The organism is Sphingomonas sp. ERG5 (assembly GCF_000803065.1).
Lineage (GTDB): Bacteria > Pseudomonadota > Alphaproteobacteria > Sphingomonadales > Sphingomonadaceae > Sphingomonas.
In genome coordinates this window covers 15935-33162 of record NZ_JSXI01000060.1, presented here as the reverse complement: position 1 = coordinate 33162, position 17228 = coordinate 15935, and the positions used below count along the sequence as shown (strand labels likewise).

The 17228-nt window shown below is 66.0% G+C and carries 16 protein-coding genes; 8 read left to right on the top strand and 8 right to left on the bottom strand.

Annotated elements, in window-relative coordinates:
- Positions 1–35 precede the first annotated feature (35 nt).
- Positions 36–335 (bottom strand): CtrA inhibitor SciP, encoded by a 300-nt coding sequence (sciP, locus tag OO12_RS19260; protein WP_034160363.1) that lies wholly within the window; start codon positions 333–335, stop codon positions 36–38.
- A 104-nt stretch (positions 336–439) separates the two neighbouring features.
- On the bottom strand, positions 440–670 hold the full coding sequence (locus OO12_RS19255; RefSeq protein WP_034160362.1) for a hypothetical protein: 231 nt from the start codon (positions 668–670) through the stop codon (positions 440–442).
- A gap of 140 nt (positions 671–810) precedes the next feature.
- On the opposite strand from OO12_RS19255, the gene mnmA reads away from it, so the two are divergent.
- Positions 811–1920 carry a tRNA 2-thiouridine(34) synthase MnmA gene (gene mnmA, locus OO12_RS19250; protein WP_034160388.1) on the top strand — a complete coding sequence of 370 codons (1110 nt, stop codon included), beginning with the start codon at positions 811–813 and terminating at the stop codon, positions 1918–1920.
- A gap of 9 nt (positions 1921–1929) precedes the next feature.
- Here the strand turns inward: mnmA and OO12_RS19245 are convergent, their stop codons facing one another.
- Positions 1930–2271 (bottom strand): hypothetical protein, encoded by a 342-nt coding sequence (locus OO12_RS19245; protein WP_034160361.1) that lies wholly within the window; start codon positions 2269–2271, stop codon positions 1930–1932.
- A 25-nt stretch (positions 2272–2296) separates the two neighbouring features.
- Here OO12_RS19245 and OO12_RS19240 point away from each other — a divergent pair, with 25 nt between their 5' ends.
- The gene (locus OO12_RS19240) at positions 2297–3400 is read left to right on the top strand and encodes a serine hydrolase domain-containing protein (protein WP_034160387.1); all 1104 of its coding nucleotides are present in this window, start codon (positions 2297–2299) and stop codon (positions 3398–3400) included.
- Positions 3401–3419: 19 nt separating this feature from the next.
- On the opposite strand, the gene OO12_RS19235 is transcribed toward OO12_RS19240, so the two are convergent.
- The 3 genes from OO12_RS19235 to pdxH are packed head-to-tail and all read right to left on the bottom strand — an operon-like array spanning position 3420 to position 5744.
- Positions 3420–4214 (bottom strand): PhzF family phenazine biosynthesis protein, encoded by a 795-nt coding sequence (locus tag OO12_RS19235; RefSeq protein ID WP_034160386.1) that lies wholly within the window; start codon positions 4212–4214, stop codon positions 3420–3422.
- Positions 4215–4224: 10 nt separating this feature from the next.
- Entirely contained in the window at positions 4225–5169 is a 945-nt protein-coding gene (locus OO12_RS19230; RefSeq protein WP_034160360.1) for a cation diffusion facilitator family transporter, read from the bottom strand.
- Positions 5166–5744, bottom strand: a complete 579-nt coding sequence (gene pdxH, locus OO12_RS19225) for a pyridoxamine 5'-phosphate oxidase (protein WP_034160359.1) — start codon at positions 5742–5744, stop codon at positions 5166–5168. The genes OO12_RS19230 and pdxH overlap by 4 nt, the downstream gene beginning before the upstream one ends.
- 111 nt (positions 5745–5855) lie before the next feature.
- On the opposite strand from pdxH, the gene ku reads away from it, so the two are divergent.
- On the top strand, positions 5856–6719 hold the full coding sequence (gene ku, locus OO12_RS19220) for a non-homologous end joining protein Ku (RefSeq protein ID WP_034160358.1): 864 nt from the start codon (positions 5856–5858) through the stop codon (positions 6717–6719).
- Positions 6720–6821: 102 nt separating this feature from the next.
- A complete protein-coding gene (gene ligD / locus OO12_RS19215) occupies positions 6822–9314 on the top strand; it encodes a DNA ligase D (protein WP_034160357.1) in 2493 nt (830 codons plus the stop codon).
- Positions 9315–9401: 87 nt separating this feature from the next.
- Here ligD and OO12_RS19210 read toward each other — a convergent pair whose 3' ends face one another.
- Together OO12_RS19210 and OO12_RS19205 are read right to left on the bottom strand one after the other, a co-directional pair.
- The gene (locus OO12_RS19210; protein WP_034160356.1) at positions 9402–9791 is read right to left on the bottom strand and encodes a VOC family protein; all 390 of its coding nucleotides are present in this window, start codon (positions 9789–9791) and stop codon (positions 9402–9404) included.
- 240 nt (positions 9792–10031) lie between these two features.
- Positions 10032–11462, bottom strand: a complete 1431-nt coding sequence (locus tag OO12_RS19205; RefSeq protein WP_034160355.1) for an 8'-apo-carotenoid 13,14-cleaving dioxygenase — start codon at positions 11460–11462, stop codon at positions 10032–10034.
- Positions 11463–11532: 70 nt separating this feature from the next.
- Here OO12_RS19205 and OO12_RS19200 point away from each other — a divergent pair, with 70 nt between their 5' ends.
- From OO12_RS19200 to OO12_RS19185, 4 genes are all read left to right on the top strand, one after another.
- On the top strand, positions 11533–12114 hold the full coding sequence (locus tag OO12_RS19200) for a TetR/AcrR family transcriptional regulator (RefSeq protein WP_082006658.1): 582 nt from the start codon (positions 11533–11535) through the stop codon (positions 12112–12114).
- Between the two features lie 592 nt (positions 12115–12706).
- Complete coding sequence (locus OO12_RS19195; protein ID WP_034160353.1) at positions 12707–15190, top strand: circularly permuted type 2 ATP-grasp protein; 2484 nt, start codon at positions 12707–12709, stop codon at positions 15188–15190.
- 118 nt (positions 15191–15308) lie between these two features.
- Positions 15309–16199: a transglutaminase family protein gene (locus OO12_RS19190; protein WP_034160352.1), complete on the top strand. Its 891-nt coding sequence runs from the start codon at positions 15309–15311 to the stop codon at positions 16197–16199.
- A 76-nt stretch (positions 16200–16275) separates the two neighbouring features.
- Entirely contained in the window at positions 16276–17223 is a 948-nt protein-coding gene (locus OO12_RS19185; protein ID WP_034160351.1) for a DnaJ C-terminal domain-containing protein, read from the top strand.
- The last annotated feature ends 5 nt before the right edge of the window (positions 17224–17228 follow it).

The following is a 17228-nucleotide window of genomic DNA, read 5'->3' as shown; positions in this document are numbered from 1 at the left end:
CGGATTGTTCCGGTAGCGGTTTAACTTTTACTCGCTCAATATTTCTGCTGGCGCTCGTACAGCGAGCGATAATGCTGGATTCGCGTGACCCGCAGACCCGGCATGCCGGAACGATCGATCGCCCGCTGCCAGCCGGCGAATTCCTCGACCGTCAGATTGTAGCGCGCGCAGACTTCGTCGACGGTCAGCAGGCCGCCATTGACCGCGGCCACGACCTCGGCCTTGCGGCGCACGACCCAGCGCGTCGTTTCCGGCGGGGGCAGACTGTCCAGCGTCAGCGGCTCACCGAGTGGGCCGATAACCTTGGCTGGACGTATTTTCTGGTTTTCGATCATTCTCAACCTCGATCGGGGCGGGGGGCCCCCTCTCATCAATCTCAATAACGGCAATTACGCTGCGGACTTGAACGCCGGCTAAAGCGGCTCGGTAAACAGCGTCTTCATATCTCTCTCCATCGCACGAGCGCGGCGGCCATCGCGGCATTGAACGCGCCATGCAGCGGCGCGAACAGATTGGCGGCGGCAACCGTCGTTGCCGGCAGGCGCGAGTGGAACAATGCGGTGGGGCTCGCCGCCTGGCGCGCGGCGATCCCGACCATCATCACCGCCAGGTCGGGCGGCAGGATGGCAACGGAAGCGTCGTGCTCGAAACGGGAAAAACTCAAATCCACTCAGGCGTCCTCTGCAACGAATCGGCGTTGGACAGCCCTGTTAGACCCCGACCTCTAAAGGTCCGGTAAAGCTCTCGAAAATCCTTTGGAAAGCATGTGTTTTGCAATGGGACACCCCGATCCCTATGTGCAGCACCATGATCACCGAAGGCGATTTCCAGCTCGGGGGAAACCTCAGGGGCAAGCGCATCGTCGTCGCCATGTCCGGCGGCGTCGACAGTTCGGTCGTCGCCGCGCTCGCCGCACGCACCGGCGCGGAGACGATCGGGATCACGCTACAGCTCTATGATCATGGCGAAGCGGTCGGCCGCGCCGGGTCCTGCTGCGCCGGCCGCGACATTCGCGACGCGCGCGCGGTGTGCGACCGGCTGGGCATCGCCCATTATGTCTATGACCATGAATCGAGCTTTCGCGCCGATGTGATCGACGGCTTTGCCGATGAATATCTCGCCGGGCGCACCCCGATCCCGTGCGTGCGCTGCAATATGGGGCCGAAATTCACCGACCTGTTCGCGATGGCGCGCGATCTTGGCGCGGATTGTCTCGCCACCGGCCATTATGTCCGCCGCATCGAAGGACCGACCGGCGCGGAATTGCACCGCGCGGTCGATCCGGCGCGCGACCAAAGCTATTTCCTGTTCGCGACGACCCAGGATCAGCTCGACTATCTGCGCTTTCCGCTGGGCGGCCTGCCCAAGGCGCGGGTGCGCGAGCTGGCCGCCGAGCTGGGCCTGGGCGTCGCGGCCAAGCCCGACAGCCAGGATATCTGCTTCGTGCCCGACGGCGATTATGCGTCGCTGGTCAAGAAACTGCGCCCCGAAGCCGACACCAGCGGCGACATTGTCGATGAGGCGGGGCGCAAACTCGGCGAACATCGCGGCCTGATTCATTTCACCGTCGGCCAGCGCCGCGGGCTGGAGATCGGCGGCACGCCCGAGCCGCTCTATGTCGTCCGGCTCGAGGCCGAGGCGCGCCGCGTCGTGGTCGGCCCACGCACCGCACTGGCGGTCGACGCCGCGCGCCTGACCGAGATCAACTGGATCGGCGGCGATCATACCGGCCCGATGACCGCCAAGGTCAGGTCGATGGCGAAACTGGTGCCGGCGTGGCTGGAGCGCGACCGGGTGATGTTCGATACGCCGGAATATGGCGTCGCGCCGGGTCAGGCGGCGGTTCTTTATGCGGGCGACCGCGTCCTGGGCGGCGGCTGGATCGCGGAAACCGAACGGGCTGAACTGGCGATCGCCTGAGACGGCGGATCAGCGCAGCTTCAGCGGCGTCCCTTTGAACGGTTCAGGCTGGCAGCCGAGCACCGGATCGAACCGCGCCGACCGGCGCGCCACCAGCGGCACCCAGGCGGTCACCGTTCGGGTTGCCGGATCGTCGGAAAGCTGGATCACTTCCATGCCCGGTTCGAAATCGCCCCGGCAGCTCTTCAGGTCGCGATTGCCGATATAACGGCACGCGCACGCGACGCGTGCCGCATAGGCCGTGCCGAGTTCCAGTTGCGGGGTCATTGCCCGTGCATAGAGCCAGCCACCGACGAGCAGCGCGACCAGCAGCACGGGGATCGTCCAGAGCATGATGCGGCTTGCCTTCATCGGCCTGCACCCTATCGTTACGCCCATGATGCGCAAGGCCGTCCTCCTCGCTCTGGTGCCACTGCTGCTGGCCGGCGCCGACAGCGATACCGGCACACCGATTTATTCGATCAGCCCATGCCCCGGCGCCACGCTCGGCCGCTCGCTCGCGCCGGTGAAATCATTGTTCAGCGCCCATCCGGAAACGCGCGCCGTGCTCATCACCGCCAATGGCTGCCCGGTGCTGAAAGCCTATGCGCCGGGCTATTCCGACGCCAACCGCTTCATCAGCTGGTCGATGGCGAAGACCATCACCGGGATGCTGGTCGGCGAACTGGTCAGCGACGGGCGGCTGGCGCTCGACGCGCCCGCCCCGATTGCAGAATGGCACAAGCCGGGCGATCCGCGCGCCGCGATCACCTTGCGCCACTTGCTCAACATGTCGTCGGGACTGGCGCATATCGAGGTCGGCGATCCGGTCGAGCGATCCGACACCAACCAGACCTTGTTCGTGGCCCATACCGACGCCATGGCCGCCGCGGCGATCGCGCACCCGTTGGAGACGAAGCCGGGCTCGACCTTCAAATACAGCTCGCTGACGACGTTGATCCTGGCCGAGATCGTCACCCGCACGCTGACCGACAACCGCGACCCGCAGGTCCGCGCAAGGGCCTATACCGCTTTCGCCAACGAACGGATTTTCGGGCCCGCCGGCATCCATAGCGCAGTGCTCGAATTCGACGGTGCTGGAACGCAGATCGGCGGATCAATCCTGCATATGAGCCTGCCCGACTGGGGCCGGATCGGCGGGTTGCTGCTCGACGGCAAGGCAGCCGACGGCACCCAGGTGATCGCGCCCGACTGGCTCGCCTTCATGAAAGCGCCGTCGCCGACCAATCCCGAATATGGCGGCCAGACCTGGCTGAACCGGCCAGGCGGCGCCGGCGGGCATAGCGCATTGTTCCCCGGCAAGGGCCCGGCCAGCGCGGTCGCGGCCGACGGACATCTCGGCCAGCTGGTGATCGCCAGCCCCGATAGCGGCCCGGGGCGGGGCGTGGTCGTGGTGCGACTCGGCCATACGCCCGACCATAAGAACCCGGCGCTGATGCAAACGCTGGGCGACGTCCTGGCAGGGTTCGATCGGCGCTGAGCAGCCCCCATCCCGGCGATCAGTCGAGAAAGAACGTCCCCTCGATCACCGTCGTGCAGCGCCCGCCAAGGATCACACGATCGCGATCCAGCCGGCACGTCAGATGGCCGCCGCGCCGGCTCGCCTGAAAGGCGGTAAAGCTGTCGCGGCCAAGCCGCTGCGCCCAATAGGGCACCATCACCGCATGCGCGGAGCCGGTCACCGGATCCTCGTCGATCGCAAAGGCGGGGGTGAAGACACGGCTGACGATATCGGTCGCCACGCCGGGCGCGGAGACGATCGCGACGATCGGCCCGGTGGCGGCCAGCGCGCGCAGGTCGGGCGCGACGGCGCGAACCGCAGCCTCATTTTCGAGGATCACCAGCGCATAGCCCTTGTCGTACCAAAGCGTCTCGACCGGCGTCACGCCCAGCGCGGCAACGATATCCGCCATGTCCTTCGCGACCGGGGCCCAGGCCGGCAAGGCCAGCGCATAACCGTCGCCATCGCGGGCGACCTCCAATATGCCCGCCTGACGGGTGCGGAACCGCACCCGGTCGATCATGCTATCCGACGCAAGCACGAAATGGCCGCTGGCGAGCGTTGCATGGCCGCACAGGGCGATCTCCGCCCCCGGCGTGAACCAGCGCAGTTCGAAATCGCTCTCGCCACGTGCATCGGGCACGATGAAGGCGGTCTCGCTGAGATTATTTTCTTCGGCGATTCGCTGCAGCACCGCATCGTCGAGCCACGCCGCCAGCGGCATCACCGCCGCCGGATTGCCCTGGAACACCTGGCCGGCAAAGGCATCGATCTGCGCGAAGGGAATTCTCATCGCGACGACCTCACAGGCGCTTGCCGAACCAGTGCGGCGTGACATCGGCCTCGACCAGCGGATTGTCGGTATCGACATGGCCTTCGGGATCGAGATGGATCAGCACTTCGACCTTGGGATAGGCGGCGCGCAGCGCACGCTCGACCCCCTCGACGATGTCATGCGCGGCAATCATCGTCAGGTCGCGCCCGACCTCCATATGGAATTGCGCAAAGTCATGACTGCCCGAGCGGCGGGTGCGAAAATCGTGAATGCCCTTGATGCCCGGCTGGCGCGCCGCGACCTCGATGAAGCGCGCGCGCTCCACTTCGGGCCATTCCTTGTCCATCAACTGGTCGATCGCGTTGCTCGACGCGCGGAACGCGCCCCAGCCAAGCCAGAGCGCGATCGCGATGCCCATCAGCGGATCGGCGCCGTGCAGGCCGAAATACTGGTCGAGGATCAACGCGACGATGACCGATCCGTTGAGCAGCACGTCGGACTGGTAATGCATATTGTCCGCCATGATCGCGACCGACCCGGTGCGGCGGATGATGCGGCGCTGATAGATCAGCAGGATGAGCGTCGCGAGGATCGCGACGACCGACACGACGATACCGAAATCGGCGTCCCGGGTCGGCGTCGTATCGCCAAAGCTCAGCACCGCGCGCCACGCGATCGCGGCGGCCGAGGCGGTGATCAGCATGACCTGGAACAAGGCCGCCAGCGCTTCCGCCTTGCCATGGCCGAAGCGGTGATCGTGATCGGCGGGTTCGGCGGCAAGCTTGACGCCGTACAGCGTGACCAGTGACGCAAGTAGGTCGAGCCCGGTATCGGCCAGCGAGCCGAGCATCGCCACCGATCCGGTATGCCAGGCGGCGAACCCCTTCAGCAGCAGCAGGAAACAGGCCATGCCGACGCTGGCAAGCGCGGCGCGCACGGCGAAGGGAATGGCGCGGCGCTGGTCCTCGGTCATGGGTAGAGCAACCCTTCGTTCCAGCCATCAGCCACGCGGGTGAACAGGCGGCGTTCGTGCAGGCGGTGTTCGCGATCCTGCCAGAATTCGATCCGCAAGGGGGTGATGCGATAACCCGACCAATGCGGCGGCCGCGGCACATCGCCACCGGCAAAGCGCGCCTCCATCTCGGCAAAGCGCGCTTCGAACGTCGCGCGCGCGTCGAGCGGGCGCGACTGGTCCGACGCCCAGGCGCCAAGCTGCGAATCGCGCCCGCGCGTGGCGAAATAGGCATCCGCTTCCGCATCCGTCACCGGCGCGACATTGCCCTCGATGCGGATCTGGCGGCGCAGCGATTTCCAGTGGAACAGCAAGGCGGCCTGGGCATTGGCCGCAAGATCGTCCGCCTTGCGGCTCTGCTGGTTGGTGTAGAAGACGAATCCGTCCGGACCATGTCCCTTGAGCAGCACCATGCGCAGCGCCGGACGCCCGTTTCCGTCAGCGGTGGCGAGCGCCACCGCGTTGGAATCGTTCGGCTCGGTCTTGCGCGCTTCGGCGAACCAGGACTCGAACAGGACAAATGGATCGGTGGTCATGCCCGGCCTTTAGCGAAGCTTTGGCCTGGGCGAAACCTGCGCACGGATCGAAACGACGGAACGACTCTGCCGTTGAGGGATTGAATCGGCTCCGCAACAAAGGAACCGGGCATGGCCGCACGCGCCTATTGGCAAGGACAGATCAGGCTCGCTTTGGTCTCGATCCCGGTCGAGATCTATGCCGCGACCAAATCGGGCGCGCAGATCAGTTTCAAGCAGATCCATGAGCCGACCGGCAAGCCGATCCATTATGAAAAGGTCGTGACCGGTATCGGCCCGGTCGACACCGACGAGATCATGAAGGGCTTCGAATATCAAAAGGGCAATTTCGTGCTGCTCGAGCAGGACGAGATCGATGCGGTGAAGCTCGACTCGAAAAAGACGCTTGAGCTCACTCAGTTCGTCGACGCCGACGCGATCGACGTGCTCTATTATGAAAAGCCCTATTTCGTCGTGCCAGCCGACGACCTGGCCGAAGAAGCGTTCATCGTGCTGCGCGAAGCGCTGCGCCGCACGAAGAAGGTCGGGCTGGGCCAGCTTGCCATGCGCGGTCGCGAATATGTCGTCAGCCTGAAGCCATGCGGACGCGGCATGGTGCTGGAGACGTTGCGCTATGCCGATGAGGTCAACAAGGCGCAGGGCTATTTCCGCGACATCCCCGACACCAAACCCGACGCCGACCTGATGGATCTGGCCGAAGCGCTGATCGCCAAGAAATCGGGCGCGTTCCACCCGCAGGAATTCCATGACCGCTATGTCGATGCGCTGAAGGATCTGATCGAGCGCAAGCGCAAATCGAAGGGCCGCAAGATCATCGAGGATGATGGCGGTGATGCGCCGAAGCGCTCGGGCTCCAATGTCGTCGACCTGATGGCGGCGCTCAAGAAATCGATGGAGAAATCGGGCGGCACGGCGGCGACACCGGCGGCGAAGAAAACGCCGGCCAGGCGCGCACCGGCGAAGAAACGTGCCTGATCCTCGCCCGTCATTCCCGCGAAAGCGGGAATCCCGCTTCTTCTGCGTCGGGCGGGGCAAGCCAGCGGGATTCCCGCTGTCGCGAGAATGACAGGAAGGTCGATGGCCAGGACCGATCCCCTCGCAATCTACAACGCCAAGCGCGATTTCGCGAAGACGGCGGAACCGGCCGGCACGCTCGCGCCCGGAAACGGCAACAGCTTCATGGTCCAGAAACATGACGCGACCCGGCTGCACTGGGATTTCCGTCTCGAGGTCGATGGCGTGCTGAAAAGCTGGGCGGTGACGCGCGGCCCCAGCCTCGATCCCGACCAGAAACGCCTCGCGGTCCGCACCGAGGATCATCCGATGTCCTATGCGACGTTCGAGGGCGTCATCCCGGCGGGCGAATATGGCGGCGGCACGGTGATGCTATGGGATCGCGGCACCTGGGCGCCGGTAAAGGGCAAGAGCGCGAAGGACATCGACGGTGATATAAAGGGGGGCCATCTCCATTTCATGCTCGATGGCGAGCGGATGAAGGGCGAATGGCTGCTCATCCGCCTGCGCCCGCGCGGCAAGGAAAAGCGCGAGAACTGGCTGCTCAGGAAGATCGACGATGCCGAGGCGGGCGGTGCGGATGTGCTGGTCGAGACCGAACTGACCAGCGTGTCGACGGGCCGGACGATGATCGAGATTGCGGAAGGGAAGAAGGTGAAGAAGCTCCCCTCTCCGTCATCCCCGCGAAAGCGGGGATCCCGCTCCCTTTCCACCGTCGAGAAGAAGCGGGATTCCCGCCTTCGCGGGAATGACGGCGGAGTTCCGGGATTTCGCGACCTCCAGCTCTGCACATTGGTCGACACCGTCCCGACAGGCAGCCAATGGCTGCACGAAGTCAAATATGACGGCTATCGCGCGCTCATCTCGATCGCGAAGGGCAAGGCCAAGGTCTTCACCCGCACTGGCCTCGACTGGACCGACAAGTTCGCCGCGATTGCCAAAGCCGCCGCGAAAATCCCGGTCGAGAACGCCCTGATCGACGGCGAGATCGTCGCCTTCAAGCATGGCAAGCCCGATTTCTCCACCCTGAAGGACGCCATTGCTGCGGGCGGCGACATGACCCTGTTCGCCTTCGACCTGCTCGAACTCGATGGCGAAGACCTGACCGGCCTGCCCAATGTGCAGCGCAAGGAAAGGCTGCGTCCGCTGATCGACGGCGCCGATGCGCGGCTGCAATTTTCCGAGCATATCCTCGGCAGCGGCGAGCAATTGTTCGAGACGATGTGCCGCGAGGGCTATGAAGGCGTGGTGTCGAAACGCGCCGACGCGCCGTATCGCGGCGCCCGCACCAAAGCGTGGCTCAAGACCAAATGCACGCACCGCCAGGAATTCGTCATCATCGGCTGGACCCCGAGCGACACGTCGCGCGGGTTCCGCTCGCTGCTGCTGGGGGTGAACGGCCCCAACGGCCTGGCCTATGCCGGCAAGGTCGGGACCGGCTTCAGCACCGACCTGATGAGCGACCTGCTCGCCAGGCTGCGCAAGATCGAACGCAAGACGCCGACGGTCGAGGCGCCCCGCGCCGCCGTCCGTGGCGCGCATTGGGTGACGCCGAAACTCGTCGCCGAGATCGCCTATGCCGAAACCACGCCCGATGGCGTGCTACGCCATTCGAGCTTTCTCGGGCTGCGCGAAGACAAGGCGGCCGGCGATGTGATCGCCGAAACCCCCGCCACGATTCCCGCCGCGCCCGAAATCCATGTGACGGTCAGCAGCCGCGACCGGCTGATCTTTCCGGATTCGGATGTCACCAAGGGCGACCTCGCCGATTATTATGCGCAGGTCGCCGGACTCATGCTGCCCTGGACCGCCAACCGCCCGATCAGCCTGGTGCGCTGCCCGCAAGGGCGCGGCAAGCGCTGCTTCTTCCAGAAACATGATGCGGGCAGTTTCGGCGACCCTGTCCATCAGGTGCCGATCCGCGAGAAGGACGGATCGACCGAGGATTACCTCTATGTCGATGATGCCGACGGGCTGGTGACCTGCGTGCAGATGGGCACGATCGAATTCCATGGCTGGGGATCGTCGGTCGCCACGCTCGAAAAGCCCGACCGCATGGTGTTCGATCTCGATCCCGACGAAGGGCTCGGCTTCGACCTCGTCAAGAAGGCGGCGGCGGATCTGAAGGAGCATCTTGCCGAGATGGGCCTGACCAGCTTTCCGATGCTGACCGGCGGCAAGGGGGTGCATGTGATCGTGCCGCTGCGGCCCGACGCGGAATGGCCGGCGGTCAAGGATTTCGCCGACCGCTTCTCCCGGGCACTGGCCGAGGCCGAGCCCGAGCGGTTCGTCGCGACCATGTCCAAGGCCAAGCGCAAGGGCCGCATCTTCATCGACTGGCTGCGCAACCAGCGCGGCAGCACCGCGATCATGCCTTATGCCGCCCGCGCCCGTTCCGGCGCGCCGGTCGCGGCGCCGGTCAGCTGGAGCGAGCTTCGTGACCTCGATCGCGCCAATCGCTGGGGCGTTCGCGATGCCGACGAGTTGGTCGAGCGCGCCGCTGTGCGTGCGCTGGCTGGCTGGGGAACCGCCGACCAGGTCCTGCCCGATCTGTGACCGGAAATTGCAGCCTCAGGGGTTGGTGAGCGCATCACTCAGCGCTTCGACGGTCGATGGCAGGGAGATCAACGCCCGGCGCGAGCCTTATTCCGATCCACCGAAATAGACGAAGCTCATCTTGTTGCCATCAAGGTCCCGGACATAGGCGCCGTAAAAGTCGGGGCCATATTGCGGGCGGGGACCCGGATCGCCCTCATTGGTGCCGCCATTGGCCAGCGCCGCCGCATGTACCGCCTGCACGTCGGCTTCGCTTTCGCACAGCAACCCGACCATATTGCCGTTGCCCGGCGTCGCAACATCCTGGTCATGTGGCGGTGCGACCCAAACCCGTCCGCCGCCGCGCAACCCATAGCAAAAGGCGTGCGGCATATAATCGGCGACAATCGCCCCACCGATCAGTGGCAACACCGCATCGAAATAGGTCCGCGCTCTGGTGACGTCATTCGACCCGATCATCACATAGCTTAAAGACATTGGCTCGCTCCCGCCTGTCATAGAACATAGAGGGAACATCTAACACAGGATCAGGCGTCGGGAAACCGGTGTTTTCCGTCAACCACCGGATCGCGACGACACGACCATGTCGCGGAATACGACCTCTCCTCCCCCGTTCGTTTCGAGCGAAGTCGAGAAACAGGCCACAAAGCTGCGCACAGTTTCTCGACTTCGCTCAAACGAACGGGAAGACCGGTGACGCTCAGCCTATCCGCGCCCTCAGGCCGCCAGCCAATTGCCGTGAAAGCCCGGCGGGACCCGGTGCGGCAAGTGAATGCTCGCCACCGGTTCGCCCGCGAAGGACCGGGCGTCGAGAATGACCAGATCAGTGGTCTGGTGCGGCAAGTCGACGACCAGGCCGATCAGCCAGCCTTCATCCTCGGCCGCATCGTCGCCGGCCGGTACGAAGACGAATTCGCCCGGATACCGGCCCGCACCGAAATCATGCACCTCGCGCCCGCCCGTCTCCAGGTCATGCTTCAGGATGAAGGTCGCGCCAATGAAGCTGTCGGCATGCTCGGGCAGGCCCAGCGTATAGGCATAGCGATAGGGCCGGCCGAACCGGCGTTCGTCGGGGCGGGGAAATTCCTGCGGCGTGGCGTCGATCGTGCGGCGCTCGACCGTGCCGGTCGCCGGATCGATCGTCCAGCGTTCCAGCCCGCGCGACATGGCGTCCGGGCCAAGATTGCTGTCGGCGAACATCGTGCCATAGACCACCGCATCCAGCACCACCCGCCCATCGGGCAAGTCGAACGCATTGGCGACGTGGAAGATATAGCAGGGATCGACATTGACCCAGATCGTCTCGCTGCCCCGGCCGTTTCGCGGCAACAGACCGATCCGCGCCTGGTGGTCGGGATTCCAGCGATAGGGGAAGCTGTGCCCGGCGATCAGCGACTTCATCGAGAAGGTCACCGGCAAGTCGAGGATCACCGCGAACCGCGCGGTAATGGCGCAATCATGGATCGAGGGTCCGTACTTCACCTTGATCGGTTCCTCACGCACCACCCGCCCCTCGGGCGAAATGACGATGTGGCGGATCGTCTCGGGATCGGTCGCTTCATAGGCAATGGCATGCTGTTCGCCGGTCAGCGCGTCGCGGTGCGGATGCGCGGTGAAGCTGCCCATCAGCGTATCGTCGAACGGGTTGTAGGTCTGCTCGTCCAGCGTGTCCGACAGCTCGACCGGATAGCTCCCGGCCTCGACCAGCGCGAAGGTGCGGTCGCCGATCGCCAGCACATTGGTGTTCACCGTGTCGAAACCGCCATGGCGCGGCCCCGGTGCGGCGGGCGTGCCCAGGCCGCTCGCGACCCGCAGCGACTTGATCCAGCGGTTGCGATACCACAGCGCCTTGCCCTCCCGTATCGCCAGGCCATGAACCATGCCGTCGCCGGTGAACCAGTGATAACCGGCCGGATCGGGGGCGACCGGGTTCGGGCCGATGCGCAGATAGCGGCCATCGAGGATCGCCGGGATCGTGCCCGTCACCGGCAGATCCTCCAGCGTCAGTTCCTCGGCCATTGGCTGGTGGATGCCGGTCAGGAAGGGATGGTCGACATCGGTATCCAGCCGCTTGCGGTTGAATTCGGCGACAACGCCGATCCCCTTGGTCACCGTGCTGCGGATTGCGGTTTCGATCATGCCTGCCATTATGGCCTCCCAATTGCGGACGTGCATGTCCAGAAGTTGACGGTGTTCACATAGGATGTAAAAGGTAACGGTGTCAACATTGGAAACTGCGGCGCCGAAAAAGGCCTATCACCATGGCGATCTGCGCGCGGCGCTGATCGACGCCGGCCTCACCCTGCTCGAGACGCGCACCGCGGACGACCTGTCGCTGCGCGAGGTGGCGCGCGCGGTCGGGGTCAGCGCGACCGCGGTCTATCGCCATTTCCCCGACAAGGGCGCGCTGATGGCGGCGCTTGCCGCCGATGGACTGGCGCGGCTGGCGGTCGTGCAGCACGCCGCATCGGATGCGGCGGGCGGCGGCGTCGCCGGGTTCGGCGCGACCGGGGCAGCCTATGTCCGGTTCGCGCTCGCCAATCCGGCCCTGTTCCGATTGATCTTCGCCAATCCCGCCTCGATCCAGCTGCAACCCAAAAGTCATGAGGATGACGCGATGGCGTTCCTGCGCGCCAACGCGGCGTTGCTGGCAAAGGGCAAAGGCGGCGATGCGCAAGTGATCGCGCTTCAGGCCTGGGCGATCGCACACGGGCTGGCGATGCTGATGCTCGACGGCCAGGTGCCGGTCGACGACACGCTGATCGACCGGGTGATCGTCACCGACGCGATTCAGGGCTGATCGGCAATCGCGGCGGATACGCCGTTGCCGGCGCGATGAACGGTGCCGCGCGGCACCACGGTCCGCGCGTTCGATTCACATCGCCAATGGGCAGTGTCATATCGCTTCCCGGGCAGATCGGTTCTCCGGCGTGAGTGCGGCGCACGTCACCGATACGCTCATCCGACGAACCGTTTGAATCGAACAGAACCGGAAAAAGATCAGGCCATGAGTCCCCCCGCTCCATTTCCCGTTACTCCCGCAGCACAGTGGAAAAACTCCCGTGCGGATCCATCAAAACTCCCGCAGCTTTTCCCGCAGACTCCCGCAGAACCCTCAAAAACCATTTTCCCCCAGAAACTCCCGCAACAACTCCCGCAGCTGCGGGAGTTTGGGCGGCGGTCGGACGCGCCCGGGGCTGCGATTGCGGGGCGATTTCGGGACGGATCGCGAATCAAATGAGAATCGGCGCCGGCCGCCGGGACCGCAACGCCAGCGACAAGCTTGTTGCACCCGCGAAGGGATTGTGGTCGAGTCGCCATGAAGTGCGGGGAACGACAATGGCGCGGACAGATCCAAGACGCGGCCCAGCAGGGCGCGACCGGTAGAGCCCATGGCCACCCTTGCCGCGCCTTCCCTGCTCGATCCAGGCACGCATGCCGCGCGGTGGATCGCCGACTATTGCGGTCAGAAGCTCCAGGGTGACGTGCTTTGCGCGAATCACGACGATCCGGCCTGGACCGCGATGTTCGAGGAACTGGCCGCCGTCGCCGGCGACGACCTCGCCCATGCCCGCGAACGCGCACAGCGCCATGCCGAGGATATCGGCACCGGCTTCCGCATCATCGGTGAAAGCGAGGAGCGTCCCTGGCCGGTTTCGCCCGTCCCGCTGCTGATCGACAGCAAGGAATGGCAGGGCATTTCGGCTGGCGTCGTCCAGCGCGCCGAATTGATGGAGAGCATTCTCGAGGATCTCTATGGCGATGCGAAACTGGTCGAACGCGGGCTGATTCCCGCCGCGCTGGTTGGCGGCAGCCCGTTCTTCCTGCGCCCGATGGCCGGGCTGGTGCCGCCCGGCGGCCATCAGTTGCACTTCATCGCGATCGACCTCGGGCGCGGGCCGACCGGCGAATGGCGCGTGCTGGCCGATCATCTCCGCGCGCCCGCCGGCGCCGGGTACGCGCTGGAGAACCGGCTGGCCGTGTCGCGCACATTGGGCGGGCTGCAGTCCCGGCTCAATGTCGAGCGCCACGCACCCTTTTTCGCGGCATTCCGCGACGGGCTCGCCGCGATGTGCCGCCGTGTCGAACCGCGCATCGGCCTGCTCACCCCGGGGCGGTTCAGCCCAAGCTATACCGAACAGGCGCATCTCGCGCGCTATCTCGGCCTGTTGCTGGTCGAGGGCGCCGATCTCGCGGTGCTTGAGGACAAGCTGTATGTCCGCACGATCGGCGGGCTGAAGCGAGTCGATGCGCTGTGGCATCGTGCCGACCCGCGCATGCTCGATCCGCTGGCGTTCGATTCGCATTCGAAGATCGGCGTCGCCGGCCTGGTCGATGCGATGGCGGCGGGCGAAGTGGTCATCTCCAATGCGCCGGGCGTCGGCGTGCTCGAATCGCCCGCATTCGGCGCGTTCCTGCCGCAACTCGCGATGCGCCTGACCGGGCGCGACCTGTTGCTGCCCAATATCGCCACCTGGTGGTGCGGCCAGGACAATGAACGCGCGCATGTGATCGAGGATTTCGATTCGATGCTGATCGGCCCCGCCTTCGGGGTCGCGCCGCTCGGCCTGCCCGGCGGCGAGCCGCTGCCGGGGTCGGAGATCACCGGCGCGGCGCGCGCGGCACTGATGGCGGACATGGTGCGCCGGCCGCAGGATTATGTCGGCCAGGAAATCGTCCGGCTGTCGACCATGCCGGTCGTCGCCGATGCCGCGCTGGTCGCCCGCCCCTTCACGCTGCGCGTGTTCGCCGCGCGCGGTGCGGACGGCGGCTGGACGGTGATGCCCGGCGGCTTCGCCCGCATCGGCGAGCATCCCGATCCCCGCGCATCGGTGATGGGCGAAGGCAGCTGGTCGGCCGACGTCGTCGTCCATGGCGCCGAGACGGTCGCGCCCGTCTCGCTGCTGCCGGCGACCGATTCGGTCCATGTCCGGCGCAATCCCGGCACCTTGCCGAGCCGCGTCGCGGATAATTTCTTCTGGCTCGGCCGCTATCTCGAACGCGGCCAGGCGCTGCTCAACGTGATCCGCGTGATGCTGGGCAATTCGATCGATGCCGATGCCGGCGCGGCGCTCGGGCCGCAGACCGTCGGACGGCTGGTCGGCCTGGTCGTGAACGGTGGCGGCGCGCCGCATCCGGCCAGCCTGCGCCGCGCCGACCTCGCCACCTTTACCCGAACCGCGCTGGAGGCCGACGCGCAATGGCATAGCGTCCGCGCGATCAACCGGCTGGCCTGCGGCATCGGGCAAGGCTCGCGCGACCGGCTGTCGGCCGACATGGTCAAGCTGCTCGACGCGCCCTTCCCGACGCGGGGCGGCATGCTCGACCGTGCCGGATCGCTGCAGCGCCGTTATGCCGCGCTGTCGGGCCTGTCGGCCGAGCATATGGGCCGGACCGCGGCTTGGCGCTTCCATGATCTCGGCCGCCGGATCGAACGTGCGCTCGCCGTGACCCGGGCGCTACGCGCTTTCGGCATGCCGCACGGCAGCATCGACGATTTGTCGACTCTGCTCGACCTCGCCGACAGCCAGATCAGCTATCGCCAGCGCTATCTGACCGGCATCGCGCGTATCCCGGTGGTCGATCTGGTCGCGCTCGATCCGGGCAATCCGCGGTCGCTGGCCTTCCAGGTCGATCATCTCTGCGACCATCTCCGCGCGCTGCCGGTGCTCGAGGATGATGGCATGAACGAGCCGCAACAGGCGCTCGCCGCCCGGCTGGTCGCGATCGTGTCGACCGCCACCGCGGCGAGCCTTGACGAAGAGGTGCTGGGCGATCTCGAACGCGGCCTGTTCACCCTCTCCGACGCGATCGCGCGGCGCTATTTCCTGCAGGGTGCCGAACCCTTGCGCGCGGCGGGAATGACGCTGGCATGACGTTAATTCCCACCGTCATCCCCGCGAAAGCGGGGATCCCGCTTCTTCTCAGATGTCTCAGCAGAAGCGGGATCCCCGCTTTCGCGGGGATGACAGCACTGAGCGAGACAGCGCCCCAATGATCTACGACATCCGCCACGTCACCCGGTTCGATTACGGCGCCAGCGTGAAGTTCGCGCGCTGCAATCTGCGGCTGAAACCGATCCACTGGTCCGGCCAGACGCTGGAGAGCTACCGCCTCGGCATCTCGCCCTCCGGTCGTTATGCGCCCGCCCGTGCCGAGGCCGGTCTCGCCAATGTCATGCGGCTGGTGGTCGAGGAGCCGGTGCGCCATCTCGTCATCGAAAGCGTCTCGCGCATCGCGGTCGACCGCCCGGTGCCGATGCCCGCGCCCGGCGACCCCAGCCTGGCGCGGATCGCCGCCGCCGCGCGCGCCAGCCGCGACGCCTCTCCCGCCGGCCCGGCCAGCTATATGTTCCCCTCGCCGCTGATCCCGCTCGACCATGACATCGCCGAATGGTGTGCGATCGACCTCGATCCCGACCGGCCCTGCCTCGACGCCGCGATCGCGCTCGCCCGGCGCATCCAGCGGGAGTTCGACTTCGACGCCGAAGCGACTCTGGTCGACACGCCGCCGCACGACGCGTTCCTCAAGCGTCGCGGCGTGTGCCAGGACTTCGCGCAGATCATGATCACCGGCCTGCGCGCCGCCGGCCTGCCCGCCGCCTATGCCTCGGGCTATATCCGCACCATTCCGCCGCCGGGTCAGGACCGGCTGGTCGGCGCCGACGCGACTCATGCCTGGGTGCTGCTATGGTGCGGACCCGATCTTGGCTGGGTCGGGGTCGATCCGACCAACGGCATCTGGATGGCCGGCGACCATATCGTCATGGCGATCGGTCGCGACTATGCCGAGATCGCGCCGATCGACGGCATCGTGCTCGGGTCGGGCGCGCAGAAGATGGATGTCAGCGTGGATGTCGCGCCGGTGATCGCCGCCATGGCCTGATTAAAGCCCGCGCGAATTGCACTCATCCGCCGAATACCCCAAATAGATCCCGAAGACCTGAACCACCGGAGCCACAATGGCCGATCCTTACGCAACGCTGGGTGTGCCGCGCACCGCCAGCGAGGCCGACATCAAGAAAGCCTATCGGAAGCTCGCCAAGGAGCTCCATCCCGATCGCAACAAGGACAACCCCAAGGCGACCGAGCGCTTTTCGCAGGCGACCAACGCCTATGACCTGCTCAACGACAAGGACAAGCGCGCGCGCTTCGATCGCGGTGAGATCGACGGCGACGGCAATCCGGCGTCGCCCTTCGGCTTCGGCAATGGCGGCGGTGGCCAGGGCGGCTTCAAGCCTGGGCCGGGCGGCGGCGCCGATTTCGGCTTTGGCGGCGACCCGTCCGACGTCAACGACCTGTTCGAGGGGTTGTTCGGCCAGTCGTCCGGGCGCGGCGGTTTCGCCAGCGGCTTTGGCGGCTTCGGGCGCAACAAGCCTCAGCCCAAGGGCGCGAACATCGCCTATAAATTGACCGTGCCGTTCGTCGATGCGGCAACGCTGGCGCCGCAGCGCATCGCGCTCGCCGATGGCAAGACGATCGACCTCAAGCTTCCCGCCGGGGTCGAGAACGGCACGCAGATGCGGCTCGCGGGCAAGGGCCAGATCGGTGCGGGCGGGGCCGGCGACGGCATCGTCACCATCGCCGTCCAGTCGCATCGCTTCTTCACCCGCGTCGGCGACGATGTGCGGATCGACTTGCCGATCAGCCTGTCGGAAGCGGTGCTTGGCGCGTCGGTGCGCGTGCCGACGGTCGAGGGCGCGGTAATGCTGACCGTTCCGGCCGGCTCGACCTCGGGCAAGACCTTGCGCCTGCGCGGCCGCGGTTTTCACGGCAAGGGCGGCACGCGCGGCGATCAGCTCGTCACGCTGATGGTCGACCTGCCGGTCGGCGATGACGCGCTGGTCGAATTCGTGCGTGGCTGGAAGGATCGCGATACCGGGAACCCGCGTGGCGGCATGGGCGTCTAAGCCCA

Excerpts from the sequence above, each read along its gene's own strand:
- sciP (WP_034160363.1), bottom strand. The coding sequence starts at position 335 with ATGATCGAAAACCAGAAAATACGTCCAGCCAAGGTTATCGGCCCACTC.
- OO12_RS19245 (WP_034160361.1), bottom strand. The coding sequence starts at position 2,271 with ATGAAGGCAAGCCGCATCATGCTCTGGACGATCCCCGTGCTGCTGGTC.
- OO12_RS19240 (WP_034160387.1), top strand. The coding sequence starts at position 2,297 with ATGATGCGCAAGGCCGTCCTCCTCGCTCTGGTGCCACTGCTGCTGGCC.
- OO12_RS19235 (WP_034160386.1), bottom strand. The coding sequence starts at position 4,214 with ATGAGAATTCCCTTCGCGCAGATCGATGCCTTTGCCGGCCAGGTGTTC.
- OO12_RS19230 (WP_034160360.1), bottom strand. The coding sequence starts at position 5,169 with ATGACCGAGGACCAGCGCCGCGCCATTCCCTTCGCCGTGCGCGCCGCG.
- pdxH (WP_034160359.1), bottom strand. The coding sequence starts at position 5,744 with ATGACCACCGATCCATTTGTCCTGTTCGAGTCCTGGTTCGCCGAAGCG.
- ku (WP_034160358.1), top strand. The coding sequence starts at position 5,856 with ATGGCCGCACGCGCCTATTGGCAAGGACAGATCAGGCTCGCTTTGGTC.
- ligD (WP_034160357.1), top strand. The coding sequence starts at position 6,822 with ATGGCCAGGACCGATCCCCTCGCAATCTACAACGCCAAGCGCGATTTC.
- OO12_RS19210 (WP_034160356.1), bottom strand. The coding sequence starts at position 9,791 with ATGTCTTTAAGCTATGTGATGATCGGGTCGAATGACGTCACCAGAGCG.
- OO12_RS19205 (WP_034160355.1), bottom strand. The coding sequence starts at position 11,462 with ATGGCAGGCATGATCGAAACCGCAATCCGCAGCACGGTGACCAAGGGG.
- OO12_RS19195 (WP_034160353.1), top strand. The coding sequence starts at position 12,707 with ATGGCCACCCTTGCCGCGCCTTCCCTGCTCGATCCAGGCACGCATGCC.
- OO12_RS19190 (WP_034160352.1), top strand. The coding sequence starts at position 15,309 with ATGATCTACGACATCCGCCACGTCACCCGGTTCGATTACGGCGCCAGC.
- OO12_RS19185 (WP_034160351.1), top strand. The coding sequence starts at position 16,276 with ATGGCCGATCCTTACGCAACGCTGGGTGTGCCGCGCACCGCCAGCGAG.